The organism is Bradyrhizobium sp. ISRA442 (assembly GCF_038085055.1).
In the GTDB taxonomy this organism is placed as follows: Bacteria; Pseudomonadota; Alphaproteobacteria; order Rhizobiales; family Xanthobacteraceae; genus Bradyrhizobium.
On sequence record NZ_JALGCN010000009.1, the window covers coordinates 68,797 to 93,864 of the forward strand.

A 25,068-nucleotide genomic window follows, 5' to 3' on the forward strand; every position below is an offset into this window, starting at 1 on the left:
GTCGGCGATCCCGAAGAGCAGAGAGCCAGACCGTCTGGTCACGATAAACCGTGCCGGCTGCGAGACTATTGCTCCTGCGCGCGAACGGGCTCGACGCAGTTCATATTGATCTCGACCGCATTGATCGCGCTGGCCGGAACGACGAACTTCAAATTTCCGGCATTATCGGCGTCCACAATTTGCTGCCAGACGTCCTCGCCCGCCCGAGTGACCTTGATCGTGTAGTGTCCGGGCACGGCACCCGACCAGAGAAACGAGCCACTACCGTAGCCGCGCGCCTCGAAACTCGCCGCACATGAGCCTTTCACGAGGTGACCGATGAGCCATCGGCTTTCGACCAGAGACAAGCTCCGAGCGCCTGTGCCGGCCGGGCGTAGAACGACAGTGGCCTGCTCGAACGTCCGGTCGAGCGCGACATAGAGCGCGGCGCCGGCCCGCTTTTGCCCTACGACACCGACACTGCGCTCAAGGTCCACTTCACGGTCATCAGCGGCGTCGAACCGGATCGTCTGCAGTTCGCCGCGATTGCTAATCCGCCAGGCCTCACTGCCTACGCGATCTATTCGCGTGCGGAAGAACCCGTCGACTATGGCCGCATAGCCGTCCACCGACACGGGGCTGAGGGCGCCGGAATTCGCCTCGCGCAACAGATCCCTCACCGAACGCAGCGGGGCCGGATATTCGCCGACATAGGCATGATAGCTCACGGTGAACGGCTTGAGGCGACGTGGTGCTTCCGTGTTGAGAAGGGTTTCCTTCAGCGCAACAAACCCATTTTGACCAATCGGCCCCTCCTTGATGTAGTAGCTATCATCACTGACCGGCATATTGATGATCTGATCGGGGCTTGCAGCGGTCAACGGCGCAAGGTTTGAAATCGACGGATACTCCGCATCGAACCGTGAGAGCGTCGCGCGCAGATGGCGTTGCGGCAGAACGATGTTTCTGGAGGCCAGCAGGCGTTCCCGCAGGATTTGCGCCTGCCTGGCGCTCCTGCCGAAATTCGTGCCCGCCTCCTCGCGAAGTTCGACGGTCGTCGACAAGCCGTCGAACGGTTCGATCAGGTCACGTAGGACGACATCGCCAGCCGCCAGAGAGTTTTCCCGGGCGTCTTCGATCTTGCTCGATCGGGTCCAACCTTCATTGTCGAGCACACCGAGGAATAGCCGATTGCCCGATGCGGTTGTCACATCAGGCACCGGCTCGCCATTTGCGTCGAACGCCGCAGCAAGGAACGCAAACGGATTGAGCAGCCACCTGCCCTGGAACAACGGGGGGCGTTGATGGCAGAACTCATACCCCAACGCGGCATATCCGCCTCGCCCACCGAGCGCCACGAGAACCGCCGGTCTCCGTCCGTCGGAGGGCGGCGTCTCGAGCATTAGTCCGATCTGCGTACCGGGTCCGCTCGCCGCAATGACCGGATAATCGGGGATGACCGGGTCGAGGCGGCACTCGAACTCGATCAGGCCTGCATCCCGGTACGCAATGCGCGTTCCCAGCGTCGGCCCGATGGTGTCACCGGTGTGTCGGATACCGAGTCCGCTGAGCAGCCGGTTCACCGCCAGAAGGTTGGCCGAGTCCGGCGTAACACCGATGTCGCCCAGAATGACGTAGCGCAGGTTCTGGCGCGAGACTTGGTTCGCCCAAGCGAGATAAGCATCGCCGTTCGCAACCGGTCCGGCGAACCAGGTGATCACGCCGCGGTAGCGCTCCATCTCGGCCGGACTTGGCAACCCTGTGCCAATGTCTCGAAATCTGACGATGAAGCCCAGATAGTTGAGCGGCAGTTCGGCAAAGCGATGAATCCGCGAGAGCTCGGCACTGCCCTCTTGCGCGCCATCATAGAGCGCGAGGATCTCGCGCTTGACCGGCATCGGCTCCTGCGTTGCGGCGGCCAGCGCACCACAATTGGCAAGAACGGCTAAGAGACCGGCTGCGAGCAGGCCTAAGCGAAGACGTGCTGAGATGGCCATAGCTCGCTTCCACGACGTCCCTTGCCCCAACGCATTGTGGGCATATTCCGGTGAGCAGGCAACGCGTTCTTTCCCTCCTTGTGCACCACCCTCTTCCTCCAAGTCCGTCATCAGACCAGATGGAAGTCGACAGAAGCGCCTGCCTTGAGCGTTGCAAGCGTCACATTGTTGAGAGTGATCGAGTCCGTCGGATCGACCGTAATCACCACATTGGCGCCCTGCTGCGCCACCGTGACCAACCCGCCAGCGGCGTTTTGGGCGGTGCCGTTGACGAGTGCGGTCGCGGTGGTGCCGGCCATGAACATCGACAACGAGAGCTCAAGCACGTCGTGACTGGCGTTGGTGCCGTTTGCGAGAAAGTCGGTGATCACGTCCTTGCCGAAGCCTGCCACGTATACGCCACCGGCGGTGCTGGGGTTGACCGGCGCGAAAACGAAGGTGTCGCTGCCGTTGCCGCCGGTCAGCAGATCGTTGCCAGCACCACCGATCAGCCTGTCATTGCCACCTCCGCCCGAGAGCGTGTCGTTGCCGGCGCCCCCGGTGATGGTGTTCGCCAAACCATTGCCGTTGCCGACGAAGTTGCCTGAGCCGGTGTAGGTCAGGTTCTGGACGTTCGTGGGCAGCGAATAACTGGCCAGCGAGGTCATAACCGTCGAACCTGTCGCACCGGCTGTCTCAGTTACAATGGTCTGGGCATTGGTCACGGTGAACGTGTCCGCGCCGCCGCCTCCTCTAAGCGTAACGTTGGCGAAGCCGCCATCGCCGAGTTGATCTGCGCCCGTCCCTCCGGTGATCGTTTCTCCTGCGGCCGTCGCCGTCGAGCTGAAGCTTCCCGTTCCGGTGTAGACCAAGCGCTCGACATTGGCCGAGAGCTGCAGGCTCGGCAGGTTCGTCTGCACAGTATCGGTGCCCTCGCCGGGATCCTCCTGGATCACGGTGGTCGCACTGCTGACAATGAAGGTGTCGTTACCGGTACCTCCAATCAGGGTGATTCCGGTTTGACCGTTGTCGCTCAGGATATCGGCGCCGGCGCCGCCGTTCAGGGTCTGATTGACAGCTCCAGCCGTCAGTGTATCGGCGCCTCCTAGACCATTGATGATCGCGCCCGGCGATGTGCTGGTCAGGTTGTCAGAAGATCCCGTTCCGTTGACGATCACTGCGGCGGCAAGCTGCGCCGCGGTCATGACCAGACCGTCACTGAACTGGAACAGTTCGACATTGGAGAACGTGGCCGTGCCATTCGGCGAACCTGATCGCGTGTCCGTAAGCGTGATGCTGCCGTCCGAATTTGTGGTTTCGGTATATTGGCCGAGCTGGCCGCTGAAGATGGCCGTATCGGTTCCGTCGCCGCCGTTGATCCTGCTGGTCCCGTCAAAGCCGCTGAAGGTATTGTCCGAGGCGTTGCCGGTCACGGTGACGCCGGTGCTGCCCGTGTACACGAAGTTCTCGACGTAATCCGGCATCACGAAAGTGGAAAGATTTGTCCGGATCGTATCCGTGCCTCCCGTCGCCTGCTCGATGATGACGTCGTTTGTCCTGGTAACGATATAGGTGTCGTTGCCGGCTCCGCCGATCATGGTGTCGATGATACTGGCGGACGCGGTCCTGCCGGCATCGCGAAGCGTGTCGTTGCCGTCACCGCCGTCCAGGGTGGTGTTGCCGCCGGTGCCAGCCGTAAGAATGTCATCGCCGCCGAGGCCAAGGATCGTCTGCCCCGCATTCGCTGTCGAGGTGCCGGTCAGAGTATCATTGCCGGCGGTCCCGATGATGAAGCTGCCGTCCACACCCTGGATGTTGATCGTCAGCGTTGCGGAGGATTGACTGCCATCCGCGTCCTTGATGGTGTAGTTCAGCGTGAAGAACAGGTTACTTGTCGACGTCAACGCCTGCGTTGCTGCACGGTTGCTGTCAAGCGCATAGCTCCACGTGCCGTCGTTGTTCTGCACCAGCGTGCCGTAGGTGTTCAGCCCAGTGATCGCCGTCGCATCGTTCGCTCCCCAGGACACGAAGCTCAATGGCGCATCCGCCCCGGAAGCGTCGTTGCTGAGCACGTTGCCCGTCAGCGGAGTGAGGCTGCCTTCCACCACGGTGGACGGGCCATCGTTGACCGCCTTCGGCGTGTCATCGACCGCCCGGATCACCAGGTTGTCGCTGGCCTTCGCGCCGGTGGATCCATCCACTGTCAGCAAGACGCTGTCGTTGTACCCTGTCGCATCGACAGTATCGTTGCTGCCGGCGGGCACCGGGGTGGCATTATTGATAGCTGCCGACAGCGTGTAGCTGAAGCTCACCGTGCCGCTGAGGCTGTCGCCGGTGTAGCCGGTCAGCGTCAGATTACCTTGGCCCGTATTCACGACTTGGTTGGCGGCGGCAAAGGCCTCGATCTGCGCCAGCGTAAAGTTCGTCCCGCCGACCACGAGGTCCTTGATCCCGTCGCTTGCCGAGATCGCGAAGCTGCCCGTCGTGGTCGCGCTGCCCGACCCCGAGCCGTTCGGAGCGAGTCCAGCCTCATATACCGTGGCGTCCGGGCCGGTCGCCTGCGCCGTCACCACCGCGGCGGCGGCGGTGGCGTCCGCACCCGTGATGGTGATCGTCAGCGTCGACGACGATTGATCGCCGTCGGCATCCGTCATCGTGTAGTTGAGCACCTCGGATAGAACATCTTTCGATGTCAGCGCCCGCGTCACCGCACGGCTGCTGTCCAGCGTGTACGACCAGGTGCCGTTATTGTTCTGAACCAGCGTACCGTAGGTGTTCAACGCGGCAATCGTGGTCGCATCGGCTGCACTCCACGAGACGAAGCTGTCCGGCGTATCCGCACCGGAGCGGTCGTTGGTCAGCACGTTGCCCGACACCAGACTGACGCCGTTCTCCACCACCCCATAGGGGCCATCGGCGACCGCGGTCGGCACGTCGTCGAGCACCCGGATCACCAGGTTGTCGCTGGCCTTCGCGACACCGCCGACGCCGTCGACCGTCAGCAAGACGCTGTCGTTGAACCCGCTCGGATCGACGGTGTCGTTGCTGCCGGCGGGCAGAGTGGTGGCATTATTGATCGGTGCCGATAGCGTGTAGCTGAAGTTCACCGTGCCGCCGGAACCGTCCCCGGTGTAGCCGGTCAAGGTGAGAATGCCTTGGCCGGTGTTCACGACCCCGTTGGTCGTGCCATAGGCCTCGATCTGCGCGAGCGAGAAGGTCGTCCCGCCGATCACGAGATCCTGGATCCCGTCGATCGCAAGGATCGTGAAGCTGCCCGTCGTGGTCGCGCTGCCCGACCCGGCAGCCGAACCGTTCGGACTGAGCCCGGATTCGGACACCGTCGCATCCGGGCCAGTCGCCTGCGCCGTCACCACGGCGGCGCGGTTCAGCAACTGCGCCTCACTGAAAGTCCCGTTCCCGAACCGATAAAACTGGATGTTGGTGTCGGTGTCCGTGCCATCGGGAGAGTTCGTGCGCAAGTCGGTCACGGTGAAAGCACCGTTGCTCGTATTCAGCGCGAAGCTGTAGTCGCTCGTCTTTCCCGAATAGACCGCGGTATTCGTGCCGCCACCGCCGTCGATGACGTCGTTGCCGCCGCCGCCCGTGATGACGTCATCGGCAGTCCCGCCAAAGATCCAATCATTGCCAGCGGAAGTGACCGCGACCGCACCGTCGGAGACCGCGACATTGTGCTGGACCGCCAGCCCCTGCGGGCCGTTCGGATTGATCGCCAGCGCGCCGTCGTTGAATGTCAACTTGAGATCGCTTCCGCTCAGCGTCGCGGTCGGCGCGCCCTGGATCGACACGACATTTGCGCCGGGTGTCTTGACGTGGACGTCGACGACGCCGTCGCCCGCCATTGCAAACGACAGATTCGATCCGTCGCCGGTCACGGACAACAGGTCGGCGCGCATCGGCAGCAGGTCGATATGCGTGACGTCGTCCTGCGTGGTGCCGAGCGTGACGGTGAACTGGCCGCCGCCATAAGGCAGGAAGATACTGTTGCTGTCGTAGGCGTACCAGTTGCCGGCATTCTGGATGACCTGGCCGGTGGCGCCGTTGACGACGTTCAATGCCATCGCGCCCAGGTCGGGCGCGCTGGGATCGGGTGTGATCGTCGCGGTGATCGTGTTGCCGCTAGTGGTTTCCGACAGCGTTGCCTTTTGTTGCGCGGCAATGCGCGCGGCCAGGTCCTCCGAGGTCACGAACTCATAGCCCGCGTTGTAGGCATAGGCGATGAAGTCGGTGAACATCTGGGTGGTGTAACCGGCTCCATGGCCCGCCCCGCCGGTGCCGTTCGTATCCCAGTCGGTCGCACCATAATCGTGCCAGGGCCACACGACGATAGGCGTCTGCGAATTTGCCGAGACCTGATTGAACAGCGATTCCCAGTCGGCGAGGGCCTGGTCGACCGTCTTGTGCTGGAATTCGATCTCCGTGAAGTCGAAGGTGATGTTCGGAGCGATGTAGACCGAGCCGGTGTGGTTCGGGTCGATGTAGCCGAACGCGTTCGGATAGCCGGAACCGACGCCGGTCCAGCCGCCGTTCACATAGCCAGTGAGGCCGCCGCCGCTCGGGTAATATTGCAGGATATTGGCCGACGTTCCGATAGTGTCGTTGGCGCCAGGCACCGCTGCGCCGGCGACCTTGATGCCGAGATTCTGATCCAGAAGCGTATTCGACTGCCCGAACTCGTAGGCAAAGGTCCAGTTCGGCGCATTGGCTGGCGCGCTGACATAGAGCGTGTTGGTGTTCTCACTCCAACTGGGGTCCGGTGGATTGATCAGGTGGGTATACGAGTGGCTGCCAATCTCGCTGCCCATGGCCATGATCGCCTTGTAGTAGGGAGCGGAGACGGCCCAGTTGGTGGCCTCCCCTTGGGCAGGATGGTCGCCGATGTTGGCATAGAACGAGCCAACGAAATTATACTGCTGCTTCCACTGCTGCAGGATGGGGATCAGAGCGTCGTAGATGCCCGGGCCGCCGCCTTCAGGCGACACGTCCGACAGGAATTGGGACTGATCGAGGTCGGTGCGGGAGTCGACGATACCGGCCATCCGCGTGATGTCGATCGTCAGGCTCGGCGTCGTGCCGAACACGGCGTTCTGAATTGCATGTTGCAGCAGATTGCTGTCGCCGAGCATGCCCGTGGTTCCAAACACGGTGTTTGTGCCGCCCGTGGTGGTCTGCACGACGCCAGCGATTGTGCTTCCGCCCTGGATATTGATGTCCGCAAGGACCGTGGCGGGCTGCGTCACGCCGGCGAAGCTGAGATAGCCCGTGTTGGTGTAAAGGCCCTGGGTTGTTCCTGCGAATTGGCCGCTGGCGCCGCCGATCGGTTGGCCCGCGGTATAGCCGCTGACCACAGGATTGTGATTGGCGAGCGCGGCCGGATCTGCCGTGACGGAATAGGTCGCCGTACCGGACGAGTTCAGCGCGACGTTCAGCAGCGACTTCATGTTGGCGTAGGAATCGCCGGGGAGCGGCGCGCCGGTCTCATTGTTGGTCAGGAAATTGCCAGCCGTAATGATCGGCACATGATAGTCGTAGACCACGTGGGTTAGCGCGCTGACGATCGCCGACACCTGGCTCGACTGCACGTCTTCCATGCTCGGGAAGATCAGCGCGCTGTACTGCGACAGCTTCGCGACATTGGTCAGGTCGGCCTCGGTCAAGAGATCATAGGAGACGCCGGCAGCCGCCGCCTGATGCTGCGCCGCCATGAACAGATCGGCATAGGCGGTCTGACCTGCCGCTGTACCGCCGAAATACAGGGCGGCCGTGGTTGCCGAATAGATGATGGCGACCTTCTTGACCGTGTGGTCTACCGGGACCAGCGTCGAGGGATCGGTGATGGTGTATTGCGGGCCGCTGAAACCGGCAGGAAGTAGGGCCGCACCATTGTTGACCAGGACGGCAAAGTCGATCGAGGTAGGCGCGGTACCGCCGGCGGGCGCCAGCAGCGCCTGCGGGATCGCCAGTTCGACGCTCTTGCCATCGGCCGACATGGCGAAATTGAGCGGCGCGCCATTATTGAGCTTGGTCTCGATACCGCCCGACGTGATCGAATACAGATAGGGCTTAAGGAGATTGTCGTCGCTCCGGTCAAGCTCGAACTTCACCTCATATTCCGCTCCGATCGCGCTGCCGAACACCTTGAAGCCGGTTGCAGAGTTTTGATCCGTATTCAGATAGATGACGGTCGATGATCCGATCACCTGATCGGTCGCATCGGTCGCTTGAATGCCGATTACATAATTCTTGCCGAGTGTCGCATCGTTGATCAGGGCGCCGTCGATCTGGTAGTTCGCGACGGTGTTTCCCGGCCTCTCGAGGGAATCGGCCGCCGGCCAATCCGCAAACTGACCATCGAGCGTGATCACGTTTCCGATCGTGACGGGGCTTGCCGGAACCGAGGGATCGGTGATGACGTAGAGTGGCTCGGTGGTGAAACTTCCCGGCAGAGCTTCCCCCGCGCCATTGTTGACCAAGACCGAGAAACCAATCGAAGTGGGCGCAGTGCCGCCCGACGGCGTCAAGAGCGCCTGTGGGATCGCGACCTCGACACTCTTTCCGTCGCCGGACATACCGAAATCGAGCGGCGCATTGTTGTTGAGCTCGGTCCCTGCGCTGTCATACAGGTAGGGGCGCAGCTTGCCGTCCGGATCAAGGTTGAACTGCACGTAGTACTCGGCGCCCACGCCGCTGCCGAACACCTGCTTGCCGGTTGCGGTGTTTCGATCCGTATTGAGATAAATGAGCGTGAAGGCGGCGAGGGCCGGATCGGTAGCAACCGCCGCCTCGATGCCGATCACGTAGGTCTTGACCGCCCCATCAGCGAGGAGCGCACCGAAGACCTGATAGTCCGTCACGCTGTTGAGAGGTGCTTCAACGAGATCGGCCAGCGTCCAATCGCTGAAATCGCCGTCGAGAGTGATCCGGTTTCCAATCTTTGTCGGCATGGATGTGATCCCTCAGATTAGATCATCGTGCCGCAGCAATTGACTCGCATGACCGCGTATTGCGGCGCGATGTATTCGCAAAGGGCCTGAATTGTTCGAAATTGCGAAATGCTGAGATCTTGACGGACAGCTAAACCCCGCCTCCCGGTTTGATGCGCCACTACAAGGCCAAACGGGTGACGTGTCCAACGGGAAACCCTGTTGCGCGTCAGAGTTTCCGGGCGCGCTCGCCGCCGTGACACCGGCCGGCATTCGCGCATCGCGTTCCACGTCATCGCACAGCCACGGTGCGGTCTTGACGCGACGTCAATTGTCGCCGAGAGCGACGAAGATGCCGCCGCGCGACGCAATGCCGTCGGCTCGATGAACACGACAGAATCGGAGGGATGGGCTGCTGGCGACGAACGCTACTCAGCTACGGCGAAAGCGTGGCCGCCTCTTCTTTGGACCCAGTGCACTCGAGGTGCCGACCCGCGCAAGGGCGAGCGCCGCCAGCACGGTGCGATTGGAGACCTGGAGCTTCTGGAAGACGTGATGAAGGTGCACCTTGATCGTGCCATCCGCGATATTCAGCCGGCGCCCGATTGCCTTGTTCGATAATCCTTCCGACACCAGACGCATGATCTGGCGTTCGCGATCCGTCAGCGTCTTCAAGGCATTCTCCGAAGCCAAGTCGTGAGGCGCCGGACGCTCGGACAAAGGCAGTGGCAAGGGAGCGCGACCTTCCGCGATCCGGCGCAAGGTCTGCAGAAGCGCCTCCGGCGCTGTCTCTTTCAAGAGGATGCTGTGACCGTTGAGCGCAGACGATGCGACCAATTCGCCGTCTCGGTCCGATGAAGTGAAGAACACCAATCGCGTGTGAAGTTCTTCAGAGTTCGCAATGGAAAGAAGTTCGAGACCGGACAGGCCGGGCAGCGCGACATCGACGATGGCAATATCCGGCCTGAGATTGCGCAGCGCCTCTATGCAGCGCGCGCCATCACTGCAGGATGCGACGATTCTGAAGTCGCGATGAGCTTCGAGCAGACCGCTCAAACCCAGCAGCACCACCGGATGCCGGTCCGCTATGACAACGCTGATACGACCCATCTGGGCGATCCCCCACCTCCCCTAGCGTGATCAACCGCGCCCCAGCCCCGCTCATTCCGCAAATACTGCCACGTCCCCGCCGGCGGCGCATCTCTCGAAGGCAAAATCGGCACGGTCAACCGCCCCATTTTTGTGAAATAGCACACGAGGTTCGCCGGTTCTGTGAAGAAGGACACACAATCTATGTTTGTCGCAATGTCGTTAACTCACGCATGGGGAGTGCAGCACCATGTCTGTAGCGGTAACGTTATGCCGTCCGAAGTCGTGGCACCAACAATCGCCCTCGATCGCGCGCGATCGAAGCGACTATAACCAAAGATATATATGGATATCGGGAATTCGAATCTAACATTTATCAATTGCTCTACGAGTGCAGCGCGTGGAGCGTTCGAGTTCTGGCAAAATGAGAGAAGGGAGGAAGGCAGAGGAGAGAAGAGAGGACAGCCGTCGATCTTACCCGATGGACTGATTTCGCCACCAAGAACTGATTTCAAGAACCAATACTGATTTCAAGAACCGATATCGGATTTCAAGACGACGACATCATTCCCTCGATAAAGAGCCGGATGTCGACTGCCCCGTCTAGATTGTCATTGCGTCAAGGGCTGGGAGAGTAGAATGCAGAGGCGACGATTTATCGCAACGGTTGTTATTGGCAAAAGTGTATTAATAAGAGAGGGCATCGCTGGAATTCTGCGATCCGCGAATTTTCGCACTCTAAGCTCCGTATCATGTGTCGACGACCTGCCGCCGAGCAAGCTGCAGCCCCAGGATCAGCTAGCTCTGATGGTACACACGGGCGGCGATTTCGATGCGGTGATTGAGCAACTCGAACTGCTGCGGGATCGCAATCCAAGAGCTCGCATTGCGATCGTCAGCGATCACTATCGGTTGGATGAAGTGGTTGCGGCGTTTCGCGCGGGTGCCAATGGCTATTTCGTCGACGTCATGACGTGCGACGTCTTCATCAAATCCGTCGAACTGCTGATGATGGGCGAAACCGTTTTCCCGCAGGCATCTTTGATGTCGTTTGCGCTCGAACCCGGGAGCGACCCTCACCGAAAGCCAGAGCGGCAGGACAAGGGCCACCCCGGGCTTCCCGACGGCCAGATGGCACAGCAATTGTCGCCGCGCGAGAAGTCGATCCTGCAGTGCCTGATCGAGGGCGACTCGAACAAGTCGATCGCGCGCAAGATCGACATCGCCGAGGCGACCGTAAAGGCTCACGTCAAGGCGATCCTTCGCAAGATCCGGGTTCAGAACCGGACCCAGGCGGCGATTTGGGGGATGAACCACTGGTGTTTCGCGCGGCCGTCCAATGTGGAGGGCACGCCTACGCCTCCGACCGTCAAGATCGGCAAACGGCCGTTCGACACGCTCAAGGTCGCTTCCGACATCAAGCAGATCGAGGCGTCGCCTCCGATGGAGGTGCCCGCACCGCTGACGAACCATGTCAAGGTGCGCCGTCTCGGCAATTGAGCCACGGCAACACGTTGCAAGTCGTCCGTGCCGCCGGCGTCCTTCCGTGCCGAGATGCCGCGCTCGTTCTGGCTCAGTCATTCGCCGCATGGGATCCGCGTCCCCTCGCCGAACCCGCCGGATGACAGCAGTCGCCTGTCTAACCGAGGCCGCCATCGACCTGGAAGCACTGCCGCGTGATGCGCCGGCTCTCGTCGGACGCCAGGAACAGCGCCATGCGTGCAATGTCGTCGGGCGTCACCGCGTCGGGAATGGCCTGACGCGCACGTAGTTCGGCAATCTTCTGGTCGTCCGGAAACCAGAGCCGGCGCTGGCGCTCCGTGATGACCATGCCGGGCGCGATGGCGTTGACGCGGATGCGGTCGGGGCCGACGAGACGGGCGAGCGAGTTGGTGAAGCCGACGATCGCCGCCTTCGCCGCCGCATAAGCCGGCAGCGCCGGCGCGCCGCGCATCCACGCCACCGACGACATGTTGATGATCGACCCGCCGCCGCGCGCCTGCATCTGCGGCACGATCGCTTGCGCGGCAAAGAAGACGTGCTTGAGATTGACGCCGATCATCCAGTCGAATTCTGCCGGCGTCACTTCGGAGAGAATCTGACGTTGATCGTTGGCCGCGTTGTTGACGAGGACCGCCGCATCGCCAAGCGCTCGGCGAACCTGCGTCATGGCGATCCGCAAGGCCTCGATGTCCAGGAGGTCGCACGGCACGAACAACGGCACGGAGCCGGATGCATCCGCGACCTCCTCCACCAGAGCCTCGCCTGCCTCAGTATCAATGTCGAGGAAAGCAATGCGGGCCCCTTGAGCCGCGAAGGCCCGCACGAAGGCCGCGCCAATCCCGCTCGCCCCTCCCGTGATCAAGACGACACGGCCCGCAAGGCCGGAATAGCTCGTCTCGGTCATGCGATCAGCCGCTCCGTCTCGGGATCGAACAGGCAGATGCGGCGCGTGTCGAGTGCGAAATCGGCGGACGCACCAGAGCTGGGACGGATATCCGGCGTGATGCGCGCCATCGCGGGCTCGCCGCCGAGGCGCAGCAGCACGATCGTCTCGGCACCCGTGGGCTCGACCATCTCCACCGGCGCGCTAACTACGATGGGCGCATCGCCGGAAAATACCCGGCTGCCCTCGGCGATGCATTCGGGCCTGATCCCAAGCACCACCTCCCGGCCGATAAACGAAGCCGCCGCATCGTATCCCCGCAGGCGGAGGCGGACCTCATCCGGCCGCCCCGCGCCGATCACGACCACCGGTCCGCCATTCTCGGCTTCGAGCCGCGCCGGCATCGTGTTCATCGGCGGCGAGCCCATGAAGCGCGCGACGAACAGATTGGCCGGATAGCGGTACACGGTGTCGGGATCGGCGAACTGCTGCACCTGTCCATGATGCATCACCGCGATCCGCGTCGCCATCGTCATCGCTTCGATCTGATCGTGGGTGACATAGACGATGGTGGCGCCGATGCGTTGATGCAGGCGCTTGATTTCCATCCGCATCTCGACGCGCAGCTTGGCGTCGAGGTTCGAGAGCGGCTCGTCGAACAGGAAGAGCAGCGGATCGCGCACCAGGGCACGCCCCATCGCCACGCGCTGACGCTGGCCGCCGGAGAGCTGCGACGGCTTGCGACCGAGCAGCGGCTCGATCTGGAGCAGGCGGGCCACATTCGCGACCGCAGCATCCTGCTTCGCCTTCGGAACATGACGGCATTCCATGCCGAAGGTGATGTTCTGGCGCACCGTCATCGACGGATAGAGCGCATAAGACTGGAACACCATGGCGATGTCCCGATCCTTCGGGGGGATGTCGTTGACGACCCTTCCGCCGATTTCGACGGCGCCGGAGCTTTGACGCTCCAAGCCGGCGATGATGTTGAGTAACGTCGACTTGCCGCAACCGGATGGCCCGACCAGTACGGTAAACTCGCCCGGGCCAATCTCGAGGCTAATTCCCTTCAGCACCTCGATGGCGCCGAACCTCTTGTGAACATCGCGAATAGTGAGAGCTGACATGCGGGCCCCTACTTTACGGCACCGGCGGTAAGGCCGCGTACGAAGTACCTGCCGCCGAGGAGATAGACCAACAAAGTGGGCAGCGCCGCGATCATCACCGCGGCGCTTTGTACGCCATGCTGCGGGATGTCCGCGACTGCGGCGGAGAGCGCGATGAGCGCAGCCGTGACGGGCTGCTGTTGGCCGGTCGTGAACGTCACACCATAGAGGAACTCGTTCCAGATATGCGTGAACTGCCAAATCACGGTGACGATCAGGATGGGAGGCGAGAGCGGCAGGATGATGCGCCAGAAAATACGAAAGAACCCTGCGCCATCGATGCGCGCGGCTCTGATCAATTCATGTGGAATGGCGACATAGTAGTTTCGGCAGAATAGTGTGGTGAAGGAGAGCCCCTGAATCGTGTGAACCAGCACAAGACCCGCCAGCGTGTTGATGAGACCGATGTCCCGCAGCACGATGGTCCAGGGAAGCAAGCGCATCTGTTGGGGAAGGAAGAGGCCAAGGGTCACGATGCCGTAGATCCAGCTATCGCCGCGAAAACGCCAGAGCGACACGGCGTAACCGGCAACCGCACCGAGCACGGTGGAGATGATCGTCGCGGGAATCGTGACGAGCGCGGAGTTCAGCATATACGGCCGTATGCCGGCGCAGGTCTCCGCGACGCAGAAACCGCTCCACGCAGCGACGTAGTTGCTCCAGGCCCACTGCTTCGGCCAGCCGATCATCGAGGCCTGCGCGATCTCCTCGTTGGTACGGAGCGAGTTCAGCACGACAACAGCCAGCGGCGCGAGATAGGCTGCAGCGATCAATGAAACGACGAGATAGATCAAAATTCGGCTCGGCGCGAAGGTTCGGTCACGCATGGGCGGCCCGGCGTCGCTGGAAATATCGCCAAGCTGCATACGGCAGCAGCACTGCGAGAAGAATAAGCAACATGAGCACCGCCGCCGCCGCACCGCGGCCGAGGAGGCTGCGCTGGAACATAAGGTCGTAGACGACAAGGGCTGGCAACTGGGTCGCGATTCCGGGCCCGCCGTTGGTGAGCGCACGGACGAGGTCGAAGGTCGAAATGGCGAACTGAAGCTGGATGACGATCACAGTCACGGTGATCGGCCAAAGCGTCGGCAGAATGACGCGCCGGTACGTTCGGATCGGTCCAGCGCCGTCGATCTGCGCGGCCCTGATAAGGTCGGCGTCGACGGACCGTAGGCCGGCGAGGAAGAGCGCCATGGCGAAGCCCGAGGATTGCCAGATCGCAGCGATAACAATGGTCCAGATTGCCATGTCGCGGTCGACCAGCCAGTCGAACCGGAAGGAGGTCCAGCCGAGGTCGTGGACGAGCTTCTCGATCCCAATGCCAGGATTGAGAAGCCAACTCCAGACGGTGCCGGTGACGACGAACGACACCGCAAGAGGGTAAAGAAAGATAGACCGCAGCACGTTCTCGCCGCGAATACGCTGATCGAGCAGGATCGCAAGCACGAGGCCGGTCACCACACTCAGCAGCACGAAAGCACTGCCAAACAGCAGCAGATTGTTGAAGGCGATGTGCCAGTTCCGCGTCGCCATGACCGCCGTGTAGTTGCGCAAGCCCACCCAGCCCGAAACCGGGACAAGAGTGGATGGCGTGAACGAAATCCAGATCGTCCACAGCGCAAACGAGACGAGATGCCCGGCGGACAGCAGCAGCGGCACCCAGATCATCAGATACTCGGGCAGCCGGCGCACCACCCCAGAAATCGCCGGATGGCCCGGGCGCGCTGCCGCGGAGAGAGCGTCGGTCAACGCGCCCCCTCGACGGCCTCGGCGAGGCGGGTGACCGCCTGCTCTGGCGTAATCGTCTTGTTCTTCACGTACTCGGTGATCACGTCGATCATCGCTGCGGTCAAGCCGTTTTCCTGCGCCATGTTGTGCGCGAGGCTGAGGACGGCCTGATTGTTGGCGACAGCGTCCTTGAGCGCGCTTGCGGTTCGCCGTTGACCGTCCGACCAGCCGGCACCGGAAAGGTCGACATCGGTGCGCACGGGGATCGATCCCGTGATCTGCGAATACATTGTCTGGATCGCCGGATCCATGACAAGCTGTGCCATCAGCGTCTGGCCGGCCTGCAGATCGGGCTCGTTGCGCTGCCAGAATATGAAAGCATCGGCATTTAGCAGGAAAACCGGCTTGGTATTGTCGCTGGGGCCCGGCGCGATGATGAAGTCGTCAAATTTGAAGCCGGCGTTGCGCAACACGCCCTGCGCCCACCCGCCCTGGATCATTATGCCCATATCCCCGTCGACGAAGCGCTTCAGGTTGGTGGAATAGTGTTGGGCGCCGATGTTCGGGTTCATCCAGTCGGCAATCTTGCGCACCTGTGCGAAGGCAGCCCTTATCTCGGGGCCCTTCAAGGCTTTATCGTCGAGGTTCATGATGGCTGCGCGGTATGAAGCGGGACTGATGCCGGCGAAAGCGGCCTCGAATTTCTGCCCATCGTCGGGGCGGGTGCCACCGTTGGCGATCGGATATGTTATTCCGCCCGCTTTCATCTTTTCGGCAAGGTCGTTGAAGTCGGCCCATGTGGCGGGGATCTTGTCGGCTTTGGCTTTATCCATCGCGCGTTTGGAGAGAAACAGCATGTTCGTGCTGTAGATCTGCAACGGCAATGAGATCCACTTGCCTCCCGGCTTATGTAATCGTGCAAGGTCTGGAGCGACAACCTTTTCATAGCCGGCGGCAGCGACAAGGGCGTCGAGATCGACGGTCGGGGCAATCTTCGACCAGGCCGCAATCTCGGGGCCTTTGAGCTGCGAACAGGCCGGCGGATCGCCGGCCATGATCTGAGCGCGTAGCTTGTTCATCATCTCGGTGGTGAACCCGGGGACGGGCGAGTGCTGCCAAATCCCGCCCTTCTCCTCGAATTTCTTACCGAGCGCAGTGATGGCCGCCCCATCGCTGCCTGCAGACCATTGCGAGATCACGGTCAGGCGCGGCTTGACCGCGCTTTGCGCACGGGCAAAGGCCGGCAGTGCCAGCGTGGCAGCAGATCCAGCGAGCATATGACGCCTTGTTGTTGTGATCGGCATGGCAGGTTCCTCCCGGGTGTGAACTCTGTGGCGCGAAGCCGTGCGGCCTTACGGCATCTCAGGCGGCCTCCGTCGAAGCGGCAGGCATGCCGCCGCGGCAAGCAAGGCAGAAGGCGGCGAACGCCAGTGCAGCCCTTGGATCATTACCGTTCGACGGCGGCACGAAAGCAAGCGACACCTGCGCGAGCTTGCGCCCGCCGAGCAGGCAGGCGTCGATGCCGTCGATCAGGGCCTTTCGATCGTCCTCCGCAAGAAGCGACGGCCAGCCGGAGATCGCCACGCCGCGGCAGGGTTTGACGTTCAGCGTGTTGCCGATCGCGAGGCCAAGCCGGTACAGGCGGTGCCGCAGCTCTTGCCGCACGCGGGGCGACATCGGGATCACGGTCACCCAATCGCTGCCGAGCTGGAGCAGCTCCGGCTCCGACGTGCCGAGAAGCCCGGCCAAGGCGGGAAGCGAAGTATAGGCTTCGACGCAGCCATGATGACCGCAGCGGCAACGCGGCCCGCCCTCGCCGAACACCATGTGGCCGAGCTCGACGGGCTGCAAGGCATCGGCGTCGATCGCGTCGTCCATCCAGGCGCCGGCAACGCCCTGGCCGACGAACACGAACAAATGCGCGCCGCTGAACGGATAGTTTTCCGTGCGGCAGCGATGAAACGTGGCGTGCGCTACGACCGAGTTGGTGAACGCGACCGGCACGTCCGCGAACATCTCGCCAAGCTGGCCGCGAATGCGCCCGACGTCGCAGGGAATGATGGGATTGCCCGATACGCTCAACCGGCCAAGGCCGGGGACGGAGACGCCGATCTGCGACAGCCGGACCCGGCACCGCCGCGTCCAGTCACCCAGCAATGTCAGCGCATCGAGAAACACGCGGTCTACAGATTCAACGGTCGGCGCTTTCGGCAGCGGCAGCCGCTCGGTGTAGTGCAGTTCGCCCGACATTCCGCCGACACCCACACTCAACCGTTGACCCGCGAGCTCGATGGCGGCCAACGCAACCGAACCATCGAAGGATACGAGGCCTGTCGGCCCGCCCACGTAAGGCGCAGGCCGCCGGATCTCTTCGATCAGACCCTCCGCCTTCAGGTCAAACAGGATGCGCGACAGGCTCGCCTCGGATAGGCGCACTGCCTTGGCCAGAGGTGGCCGAAACATGCCGCCCGATTGAAGCAGATGCCCCAAGATGGCCGCACGCGTCTGCCGCCGACTTCTCGGCTGCTCAGACATTTCCGTCCCTGTCCTAATTCTTACTTAGTGTAAGAATTTGCGCGCGGACCATTTCTCCTGTCAAGGCGTTTGCCTGTCCAGCGCGAGACCTTGCTGTTGTGCGTAGCAGCAAGACCGGATTTGTTCAGAGCTGCCGGCCCCTTGCATAGAACTCTTCAAGATAACTCCAAACGATCTCATCCAGGACCTCAGCACGGGGTCCGTGGCGATGAGGGTCTTGGCCAAATTACGCCTGGGGTTATCGACGAGCGCAAAAGCGCTCGCGCGGGGGGTCCTTGCTTTCGCCAGGACGACGTTGGGGAGGTATGGCGCACGCTCTCTCCACATCGTCATTGCGAGCGCAGCGAAGCAATCCAGACTATCGTCGCGGCGGGATTCTGGATTGCTTCGCTGCGCTCGCAATGACGGATTAAGGTGCGGTGTAACGACTAGTCCAACTCACGATCAAATCGCATCCAACCGCAGACACACCTTCGCCATCCCGCGGCGGATTTCGCCCGAGCTTTGCTTCATCTCGTCACCCCCTTCTAGCCAAGAGGGCGCAGGGAAGGCCGGGTGCCGGCTGGCACCCATAGGTCCGCTGTGCGCATGTAGCGCAAAGGAGATGCACAGCGGCAAACAGGTGAAGCCCAACACACGGCCTTCCCTGCGCAGTGGTTTGACGGCTTATGCCGTGCTCTCCCGGGAGCCGATTTCCCTCTGGCCTCCCTCGCTCCCTGCAAATTGACGGTGCCGTCCGCCCGGTTGGGCTCGCGTGCACCTTCGCTAGAGCTTGACCGTAGCAACGACGGTCAGGACCACACGGTTTTGCCGTACGCGCGTTCGCTGATCGCCACAGGGTTCGAGGGCGCCGTGCACGTAGCCATCGAAATGTTGGCGAGACGAACCCTACAGCGCCGCTCATCCGCACGCAGCCACAGGCTCACAGGGACGACCCGCCCTACCCGCGCCTCTCGTGCCGACGCTGCCGCGTCCACCGCAACCCGGCCCGCGCATCGCGACGACGTACGATCGCCCCTCTTGGTGGACCGGGATAGGCGAGACATACGACAAATCCGAATTTCTGTAAAGTCGAATATTTGCGACTGGGAGGCCCTGAGGTGGCCCCGACGGACAGGTAAGGAATATTGGCATAATCGCTATGCGCGGCGAACGATGCGAGCCGGATCGAATTGCTTCGATCACGCTACAGGCGCATCAGCACTGAAAAGCAGTTTCGACAACAGCGAGGGCACAGCCAATGACGACCAATAACAACATGGCTCCTAGGACTCACCGGCAGTATGCGCCGGGTACCACCCGAGAGAGTTCCGACAATGCGGTGGTGGTAGCGAGAGAAGCATCACGGGCTACGGAGCAACGGTATTCATTCCTAGCTGGGCCAATCTCTTACCACTTGCAGCATTTGGAATGCCCGCTCTGATCCACGATCAGCGCGCAAATATTTTCTTTTTAGATCAATAGCTTATGGGATTTATCATTCAGCGCAAGAGAATCAATGGAATCCTGGTCGGCGCGGCAGATTGGATGAAGTCATAAAGTTGCCGTGCGCCACCTCTCCGGTAATGAGGTATCATACAACCAACCAGGCGTCTCCGACGTGGCAAAAATGCGACAATCCCGCCCCATTTGCGCAACTTTTACGCGTTCGGCCTAGATTATCGCGTCAGTCCCTGCAAAGCTTACCTGCATTTCCAGGGGCCCCGCGTCCGTAGAAGGCGGCGGCGGGTGGAGGTTAAATTGTTTGGGCGCATTCTCATTTCCGGTGCATTGTTTCTCGTCCCATGCGGCAGCGCGTTGGCGGAGCAGTTCTCGATCAACGATGCCTTGAAGCAGGCGGTACACACCAATCCGGGGGTCGGCGAAGCGACTGCCAATCGTCGGGCGACCGAGAGTGAGCTTCGACAGACCCAGAGCACACTGCTTCCGCAAGTCCGCGTCGAAGCCCGGTGGGGGCCCGAGAAATTCGACCAGAGCGCTGCCGTGGCAAGCGGTACCGCCCTACCCATTCCGGTGGCCGGAAATGGTGCGTGGCGAAACGGATCGCAGGAATCCGTCGTCGTCCGGCAGATCCTGTTCGACGGCTTCGCATCGATCCAGGACATCTGGCGACAGACGGCCCGCGTGAACGCGGCGGCTTTCCGCGTGCGTGAGCGGACAGAATTGATCGCGCTGGACGCGGCGGAAGCCTATGTCGACGTCACGCGCTATCTGCGACTGGTCACGCTCGGCGAGCAGAACGTCGCCACCCACGAGAAGATCTTCTCCAACGTCAACGCCCGCTTTGCCGGTGGACGCGCCGGCGAAGGTGATCTCGAACAGGCGCGCGAACGCGTTGATGCTGCGCGAGCGACGCTCATCGAATTCCGCCGGAGCCTGGAGGAAGCCCGCGCCAAGTACCGCAAGGTCGTGGGACTTGAACCCATCAACGTTCGCTTCCCGGCGCCGTTGGGCGGCATGCCATCGACCCGCGACGAGGCCCTTGCAACCACGGTCCGCTTCAACCCCACCATTCAGGCCGCACAGGCCGACGCCGACGCCGCAAAGCACGCGTTTCGTGTGACGGACGGCGCTTTCGTTCCGACCTTCTCGCTCGAGGGCCGGGCGACGCATAACGACAACACCTATCCTTACCTCGGTGTCACTCACGACGATTACAGCGGCAAGGTTGTCATGTCCTGGGATATCTTCCGGGGCGGTCAGGATGTCTGGCGGCGGTCCGAGATGGCCGAACGCTATGTCGAGACGACCGCGCGACATGCACGACTGCAGCGTGATGCCATCGAGTCCATCGACAAGGCCTGGGCCGCACGCACGGTCACCGCAACACGGATCACGGCGCTGCTGCGGCAACTCGAGGCTGATCGGAAGACCATTGCGGCGTTCCAGAAGGAATATGAGCTCGGCCAGCGCTCGCTGATCGATCTCTTGAATGCCCAGAACCAGTATTTCAACACGCTGGTTTCGTTGACCTCGGCGCGCGGCGTCGTGGTGTTCGCCGACTACCAACTCCTGGCGGCCATGGGTACACTGCTCGAGTACCTGAAGGCTCCGCCGCCGGTTGATGCGGCACCGGTGGATCTCGGGATTTTCGGCACCCCGGACTACAAGGCACCCACGCTGCGCGTGAAGCTGCCCCAGACCGGCTCCGAGCCGCTGAGAGTCCCGGTGCCTGCACCCCAACCGGCTCCGCAGCGCCTGGGCTATGCGAGCGAAACGCCGGAGGCCGATCTGTTCAGGGATAGATGGCAGCGTTGGGCCTATCAGCCGACCATGACGGGAGCATCCGAGTGGCTCACGCAGCAGCGAAGCACCAGTAATCCGCCCGTATTGACCCCCTCCCCCGTCACCGCCTATGCAGCGGACAAGAAGCCGCATTGGTTGGCGACGGCATTCGAGCCGGTTCAGAGATAGCCCCGCCCCCAAGCGAATGGGGTCGGGCCGCGAATGCGCTTGGCACGTTGACCAAGCGGCGTAAGGCGCGCCTGGGATTAACCTTTAGGCGCGCTTTCGCCGATTAACCAAATGATTCCTCTGCGTTTTCCGCTATGGTGGAATGACGGTTCGCTGCTCGCTCCGCATCATTTCATTTTGGGCATTGGCAATTGTTGTTTCAATCATCCGAGTCAAGGCGCGCGCCTGTCCGCCCCGTTGCTGAGGTGACGGCAGCGGCTGAACCCAAGCAAGCAGAAGGTCACCTCGAAAGGGACGACCCACTCGCATCATCGCTGATGTACCTGGCCGCCTATCACGGCCGCGCCGTCACCCGCGAGGCATTGCTGGGCGGCCTCCCGATCCTCGATGGACGGTTGTCGGTCCCGCTCTACGACCGCGCAGCCCGGCGTGCAGGGCTCGAGACCGAAGCCGTCAAGCGGGACATTGTCGACATCCCCGCCCTGGTGCTGCCAGCCGTCCTGATCATGAAGAACGGAACGACGCTGATCCTCCTGGACTTCGACAAGTCCGGAAGCGCCGTCAAAGTCCTCAATCCGTCCGTGAAGCCCCACAGCCCGGAGCTTCACGCGATCCAGACCATCTCGGCCGGCTATACCGGATACGCGTTCTTCGTCAGGGCCGCGGTCGAGAGCAATGCGCGCGCCGTCGCCGCCGGCGATCTGCCGCGAAGTCACTGGTTCTGGTCGACGGCCAAGGTGCATTGGCGCAGCTACGGCCACATTGCGCTCGCCGCCCTCCTCGTCAACATGCTCGCGCTCGCCACGCCGCTGTTCACGATGAGCGTTTACGACCGCGTCGTTCCCAATGGCGCCGTGCCTTCACTGATCGCGCTGTCGGTCGGGATGGGCCTCGCCATCCTGTTCGACTTCGTGCTGCGAACCGTGCGAAGCAAGATGATCGACGTGACCGGCAAGACCATGGACGTGGTGCTGGCTGCGAACATTTTCGAGCACATCATGTCGGTCAAGATGGCGCAGCGGCCGACGTCGGTCGGCATCGTCGCCAACCAGCTCCGCGACTTCGATTCGGTCCGCGAGTTCTTCACCTCGGGCAGCGTGGTTTCGGCGACCGATCTGCTCTTCGCCCTGATCTTCATCGGTGTGCTCTTCACGATCGCGGGTCCGCTTGCCTGGATACCGCTCGCGATGTTGCCGATCATGATCATCATCGGCCTTTTGGTGCAGCGTCCGCTGGATCGCGCCATGAAGCGATTGCAGGCGGAATCGGCGGCGCGGCATGGGGTGCTCGTCGAATCCCTGTCCGGCATCGAGACCGTGCGGGCGACCGGCGCCGAGTCCCGGATGCAAACGGCCTGGGAGCGCTCCGTCGCCGCCACTGCGCGCTCCGGCGAGGATGTGCATTTCTGGGCCTCACTTGCCCTGACCAGCACCAACACCGCCCAGCAGGCGACAAGCCTCCTGCTTGTCGTGATCGGCGTGCTCCTCATTCTGGACGGCAAGCTCTCGATGGGCGCGCTGGTCGCAGCCAACATGCTGGCCGGTCGCGTGCTGGCGCCGATCGCCGGCCTCGCCTCGGTGATCACGCGCGGCACCCAGACGTTGTCGGCACTGAAGTCGATCGACCGCATCATGTCGCTGGAGCGGGAGCGCTCGCCACAGCGCGCCTACGTGTCGCGGAAAATCGACCAGGGGCGCATCAGCTTCGATAACGTCAGCTTCACCTATCCGAATGCACCGGGCAAGGCGCTCGACAAGGTGACGTTCAAGATCGAAAGCGGCGAGCGCGTCGGCATCATCGGGCGCGTCGGATCGGGGAAGACCACGGTTGGCCGGCTCCTGGTGGGCTTCTACGAACCGCAGGAGGGACGGATCCTCGTCGACGGCGTCGACTCGCGACAATACGATCCGGCCGACCTCCGCGCCGGCATCGGCTTTGCGCTGCAGGATACCGATCTCTTTTTCGGCAAGCTGCGCGACAACATCGCCCTCGGCAAGCCCGAGGCGACCGACGAAGAAGTGCTTCATGCCGCCCGTCTGTCCGGAGTGGAAGGCTTCATCGCCGGACATCCAATGGGCTATGACATGCCGATCGCCGAGGGCGGCCGCAGCCTCTCGGGCGGCCAGAAGCAGGCGATCGGACTTGCGCGAGTGCTGATCAGGAATCCGCGCATTCTGTTCATGGACGAGCCGACCGCGCATTTCGACGTGCGCAGCGAAGCCGAATTTCTCGAGCGGCTGAAGGCGATCCATGGCGATCGCATGACCCTGATCATCTCGACGCACCGCCTCTCGCTGCTCAATGCGGTCGACCGGCTGCTGCTGTTCGACAGCGGCCGCCTCATCGCCGACGGCCCGCGCGACAAGGTGCTCGCCCTGCTCCAGGGCAAGCCGAACGGGACATCCGCCGAGAACCCGCCTCACCCCAATTTGTCCCGGGCTCAATCACAGGGCTGAACCCATGGCGTCCTCTGATTTCGCCTTCGCCAATGACGTTCGTGCCGCCGCAATGCTGCGCACGCCGCGAACCTCGCGCATGCTGCTGATGACGTTCCTCGCCATGCTCGTGGTCTTCGTGAGCTGGGCGCATTTTGCCATCCTTGACGAGGTCAAGCGCGGCAACGGCCGCGTCGTGCCGTCGCGGCAGATGCAGGTGGTGCAGAGCCTCGAAGGCGGGATCGTCGGCGAAATCCTCGTGCAGGAGGGAGCGATCGTCCAGCAGGGACAATCCCTGATGCGCATCGACGATACCAAATTCGCTTCCGAATTCGGCGAGATCAGGGAACGGCGCGCTGCGATGGCCGCACGCGTCGCGCGCCTCGAGGCCGAAGCCAGGGGAAAGAGCGAGGTGAGCTTCCCCGATCAACTCGACCAGGTGGTGCCGTCGGCCGTGGCCACGGAAACCAGCGTGTTCAAGATGCGCGCGCAGAAGCTGGCGCAGGACGTCGACGTCCTGAACCAGCAGGTCACCCGCCTGACCGGCACGCTGAAATTGCTGGAGCGGGAGCTGTCGCTGACGCGGAAGCTCTACGAGCAGAAGGTCGTGCCGGAGATCGAGATGTTGCGCCTCGACCGTCAGGCGACGGAGATGAGAGGACAGCTCGCGGAGGCCCAATCCAAGATCGCGAGCACGGTCTCTTCCTTCCGCTCCCAGGCGGATGAGGATCTTGCGAAGTCGAAGGGCGACCTCGCCGTGCTCGATGAAAACATCAAATCGGCGCAGGACCGGGTCCGGCGAACCGACCTGAAGGCGCCGGTGCACGGGATCGTCAACAAGCTGAACGTGACCACCGTGGGCGCGGTCGTGCAGCCCGGCGCCAACGTGATGGACATCGTTCCGCTCGACGATACGCTGCTGGTCGAAGGCCGTATCCGGCCGCAGGATATCGCCTTCATCCGGCCCGGCCAGGACGCCGTGGTGAAGATCTCCGCCTACGACTCGTCCGTTTACGGCTCGTTGAAGGGCAAGGTCGAGCGCATCAGCGCCGATACCATCGTCGACGACAAGGCCGAAAAGACACCGGACCGCCAGGAGAGCTTCTATCGCGTCATGATCCGGACGGAGAAGAACCATCTGGGAACGGACGAGAAGCCACTGCCGATCATTCCCGGCATGGTCACGACGGTCGAAATCCTGACCGGCGAGAAGTCGGTCCTGGATTACATCCTCAAGCCCGCCCGTACCCTGAAGGACGAAGCCCTGCGCGAGCGCTGAGGCCGCGGCAGGGTTAACAGGACGCAAAGGCCAGGGCGACAATTCGCCGACAATTCGCCGGCCGCTCGTAGCGCGCGATTGACCGCCTTTGCGACAATCGCCCCGCCCTCCTCCAGCCTTAACTCCACCTAAGCGTCGCA

At 62.3% G+C, this 25,068-nt stretch carries 13 protein-coding genes; 4 read left to right on the forward strand and 9 right to left on the reverse strand.

Annotated features, from left to right (window positions below; genetic code table 11):
• Positions 1-65: 65 nt before the first annotated feature.
• The 3 genes from MTR72_RS20075 to MTR72_RS20085 all read right to left on the reverse strand — a co-directional run bounded on the left by MTR72_RS20075 (position 66) and on the right by MTR72_RS20085 (position 10,006).
• A complete protein-coding gene (locus tag MTR72_RS20075; RefSeq protein WP_280964733.1) occupies positions 66-1,976 on the reverse strand; it encodes a hypothetical protein in 1,911 nt (636 codons plus the stop codon).
• A 110-nt stretch (positions 1,977-2,086) separates the two neighbouring features.
• Positions 2,087-8,917: a VCBS domain-containing protein gene (locus MTR72_RS20080; protein WP_341510864.1), complete on the reverse strand. Its 6,831-nt coding sequence runs from the start codon at positions 8,915-8,917 to the stop codon at positions 2,087-2,089.
• Positions 8,918-9,328: 411 nt separating this feature from the next.
• The gene (locus tag MTR72_RS20085) at positions 9,329-10,006 is read right to left on the reverse strand and encodes a LuxR C-terminal-related transcriptional regulator (RefSeq protein WP_280964735.1); all 678 of its coding nucleotides are present in this window, start codon (positions 10,004-10,006) and stop codon (positions 9,329-9,331) included.
• A gap of 786 nt (positions 10,007-10,792) precedes the next feature.
• On the opposite strand from MTR72_RS20085, the gene MTR72_RS20090 reads away from it, so the two are divergent.
• Positions 10,793-11,485: a LuxR C-terminal-related transcriptional regulator gene (locus MTR72_RS20090; protein ID WP_280964736.1), complete on the forward strand. Its 693-nt coding sequence runs from the start codon at positions 10,793-10,795 to the stop codon at positions 11,483-11,485.
• A gap of 139 nt (positions 11,486-11,624) precedes the next feature.
• Here MTR72_RS20090 and MTR72_RS20095 read toward each other — a convergent pair whose 3' ends face one another.
• The 6 genes from MTR72_RS20095 to MTR72_RS20120 all read right to left on the reverse strand — a co-directional run bounded on the left by MTR72_RS20095 (position 11,625) and on the right by MTR72_RS20120 (position 17,800).
• Entirely contained in the window at positions 11,625-12,392 is a 768-nt protein-coding gene (locus MTR72_RS20095) for an SDR family NAD(P)-dependent oxidoreductase (protein ID WP_280964737.1), read from the reverse strand.
• Complete coding sequence (locus MTR72_RS20100; protein WP_280964738.1) at positions 12,389-13,498, reverse strand: ABC transporter ATP-binding protein; 1,110 nt, start codon at positions 13,496-13,498, stop codon at positions 12,389-12,391. The genes MTR72_RS20095 and MTR72_RS20100 overlap by 4 nt, the downstream gene beginning before the upstream one ends.
• A gap of 8 nt (positions 13,499-13,506) precedes the next feature.
• Positions 13,507-14,364 carry a carbohydrate ABC transporter permease gene (locus MTR72_RS20105; RefSeq protein WP_280964739.1) on the reverse strand — a complete coding sequence of 286 codons (858 nt, stop codon included), beginning with the start codon at positions 14,362-14,364 and terminating at the stop codon, positions 13,507-13,509.
• Positions 14,357-15,205 carry a carbohydrate ABC transporter permease gene (locus tag MTR72_RS20110; RefSeq protein ID WP_445819613.1) on the reverse strand — a complete coding sequence of 283 codons (849 nt, stop codon included), beginning with the start codon at positions 15,203-15,205 and terminating at the stop codon, positions 14,357-14,359. The genes MTR72_RS20105 and MTR72_RS20110 overlap by 8 nt, the downstream gene beginning before the upstream one ends.
• A 77-nt stretch (positions 15,206-15,282) precedes the next feature.
• Positions 15,283-16,569 (reverse strand): ABC transporter substrate-binding protein, encoded by a 1,287-nt coding sequence (locus MTR72_RS20115; protein WP_341510865.1) that lies wholly within the window; start codon positions 16,567-16,569, stop codon positions 15,283-15,285.
• A gap of 58 nt (positions 16,570-16,627) precedes the next feature.
• Positions 16,628-17,800, reverse strand: coding sequence for an ROK family transcriptional regulator (locus MTR72_RS20120; RefSeq protein WP_280964742.1), 1,173 nt, complete (start codon positions 17,798-17,800; stop codon positions 16,628-16,630).
• A 1,740-nt stretch (positions 17,801-19,540) separates the two neighbouring features.
• Here MTR72_RS20120 and MTR72_RS20125 point away from each other — a divergent pair.
• From MTR72_RS20125 to MTR72_RS20135, 3 genes are all read left to right on the forward strand, one after another.
• Positions 19,541-21,214, forward strand: coding sequence for a TolC family outer membrane protein (locus MTR72_RS20125; protein ID WP_280964743.1), 1,674 nt, complete (start codon positions 19,541-19,543; stop codon positions 21,212-21,214).
• 314 nt (positions 21,215-21,528) lie between these two features.
• A complete protein-coding gene (locus MTR72_RS20130; RefSeq protein WP_445819614.1) occupies positions 21,529-23,670 on the forward strand; it encodes a type I secretion system permease/ATPase in 2,142 nt (713 codons plus the stop codon).
• 4 nt (positions 23,671-23,674) lie between these two features.
• Positions 23,675-24,928: an HlyD family type I secretion periplasmic adaptor subunit gene (locus tag MTR72_RS20135; protein WP_280964745.1), complete on the forward strand. Its 1,254-nt coding sequence runs from the start codon at positions 23,675-23,677 to the stop codon at positions 24,926-24,928.
• Positions 24,929-25,068 lie beyond the last annotated feature (140 nt).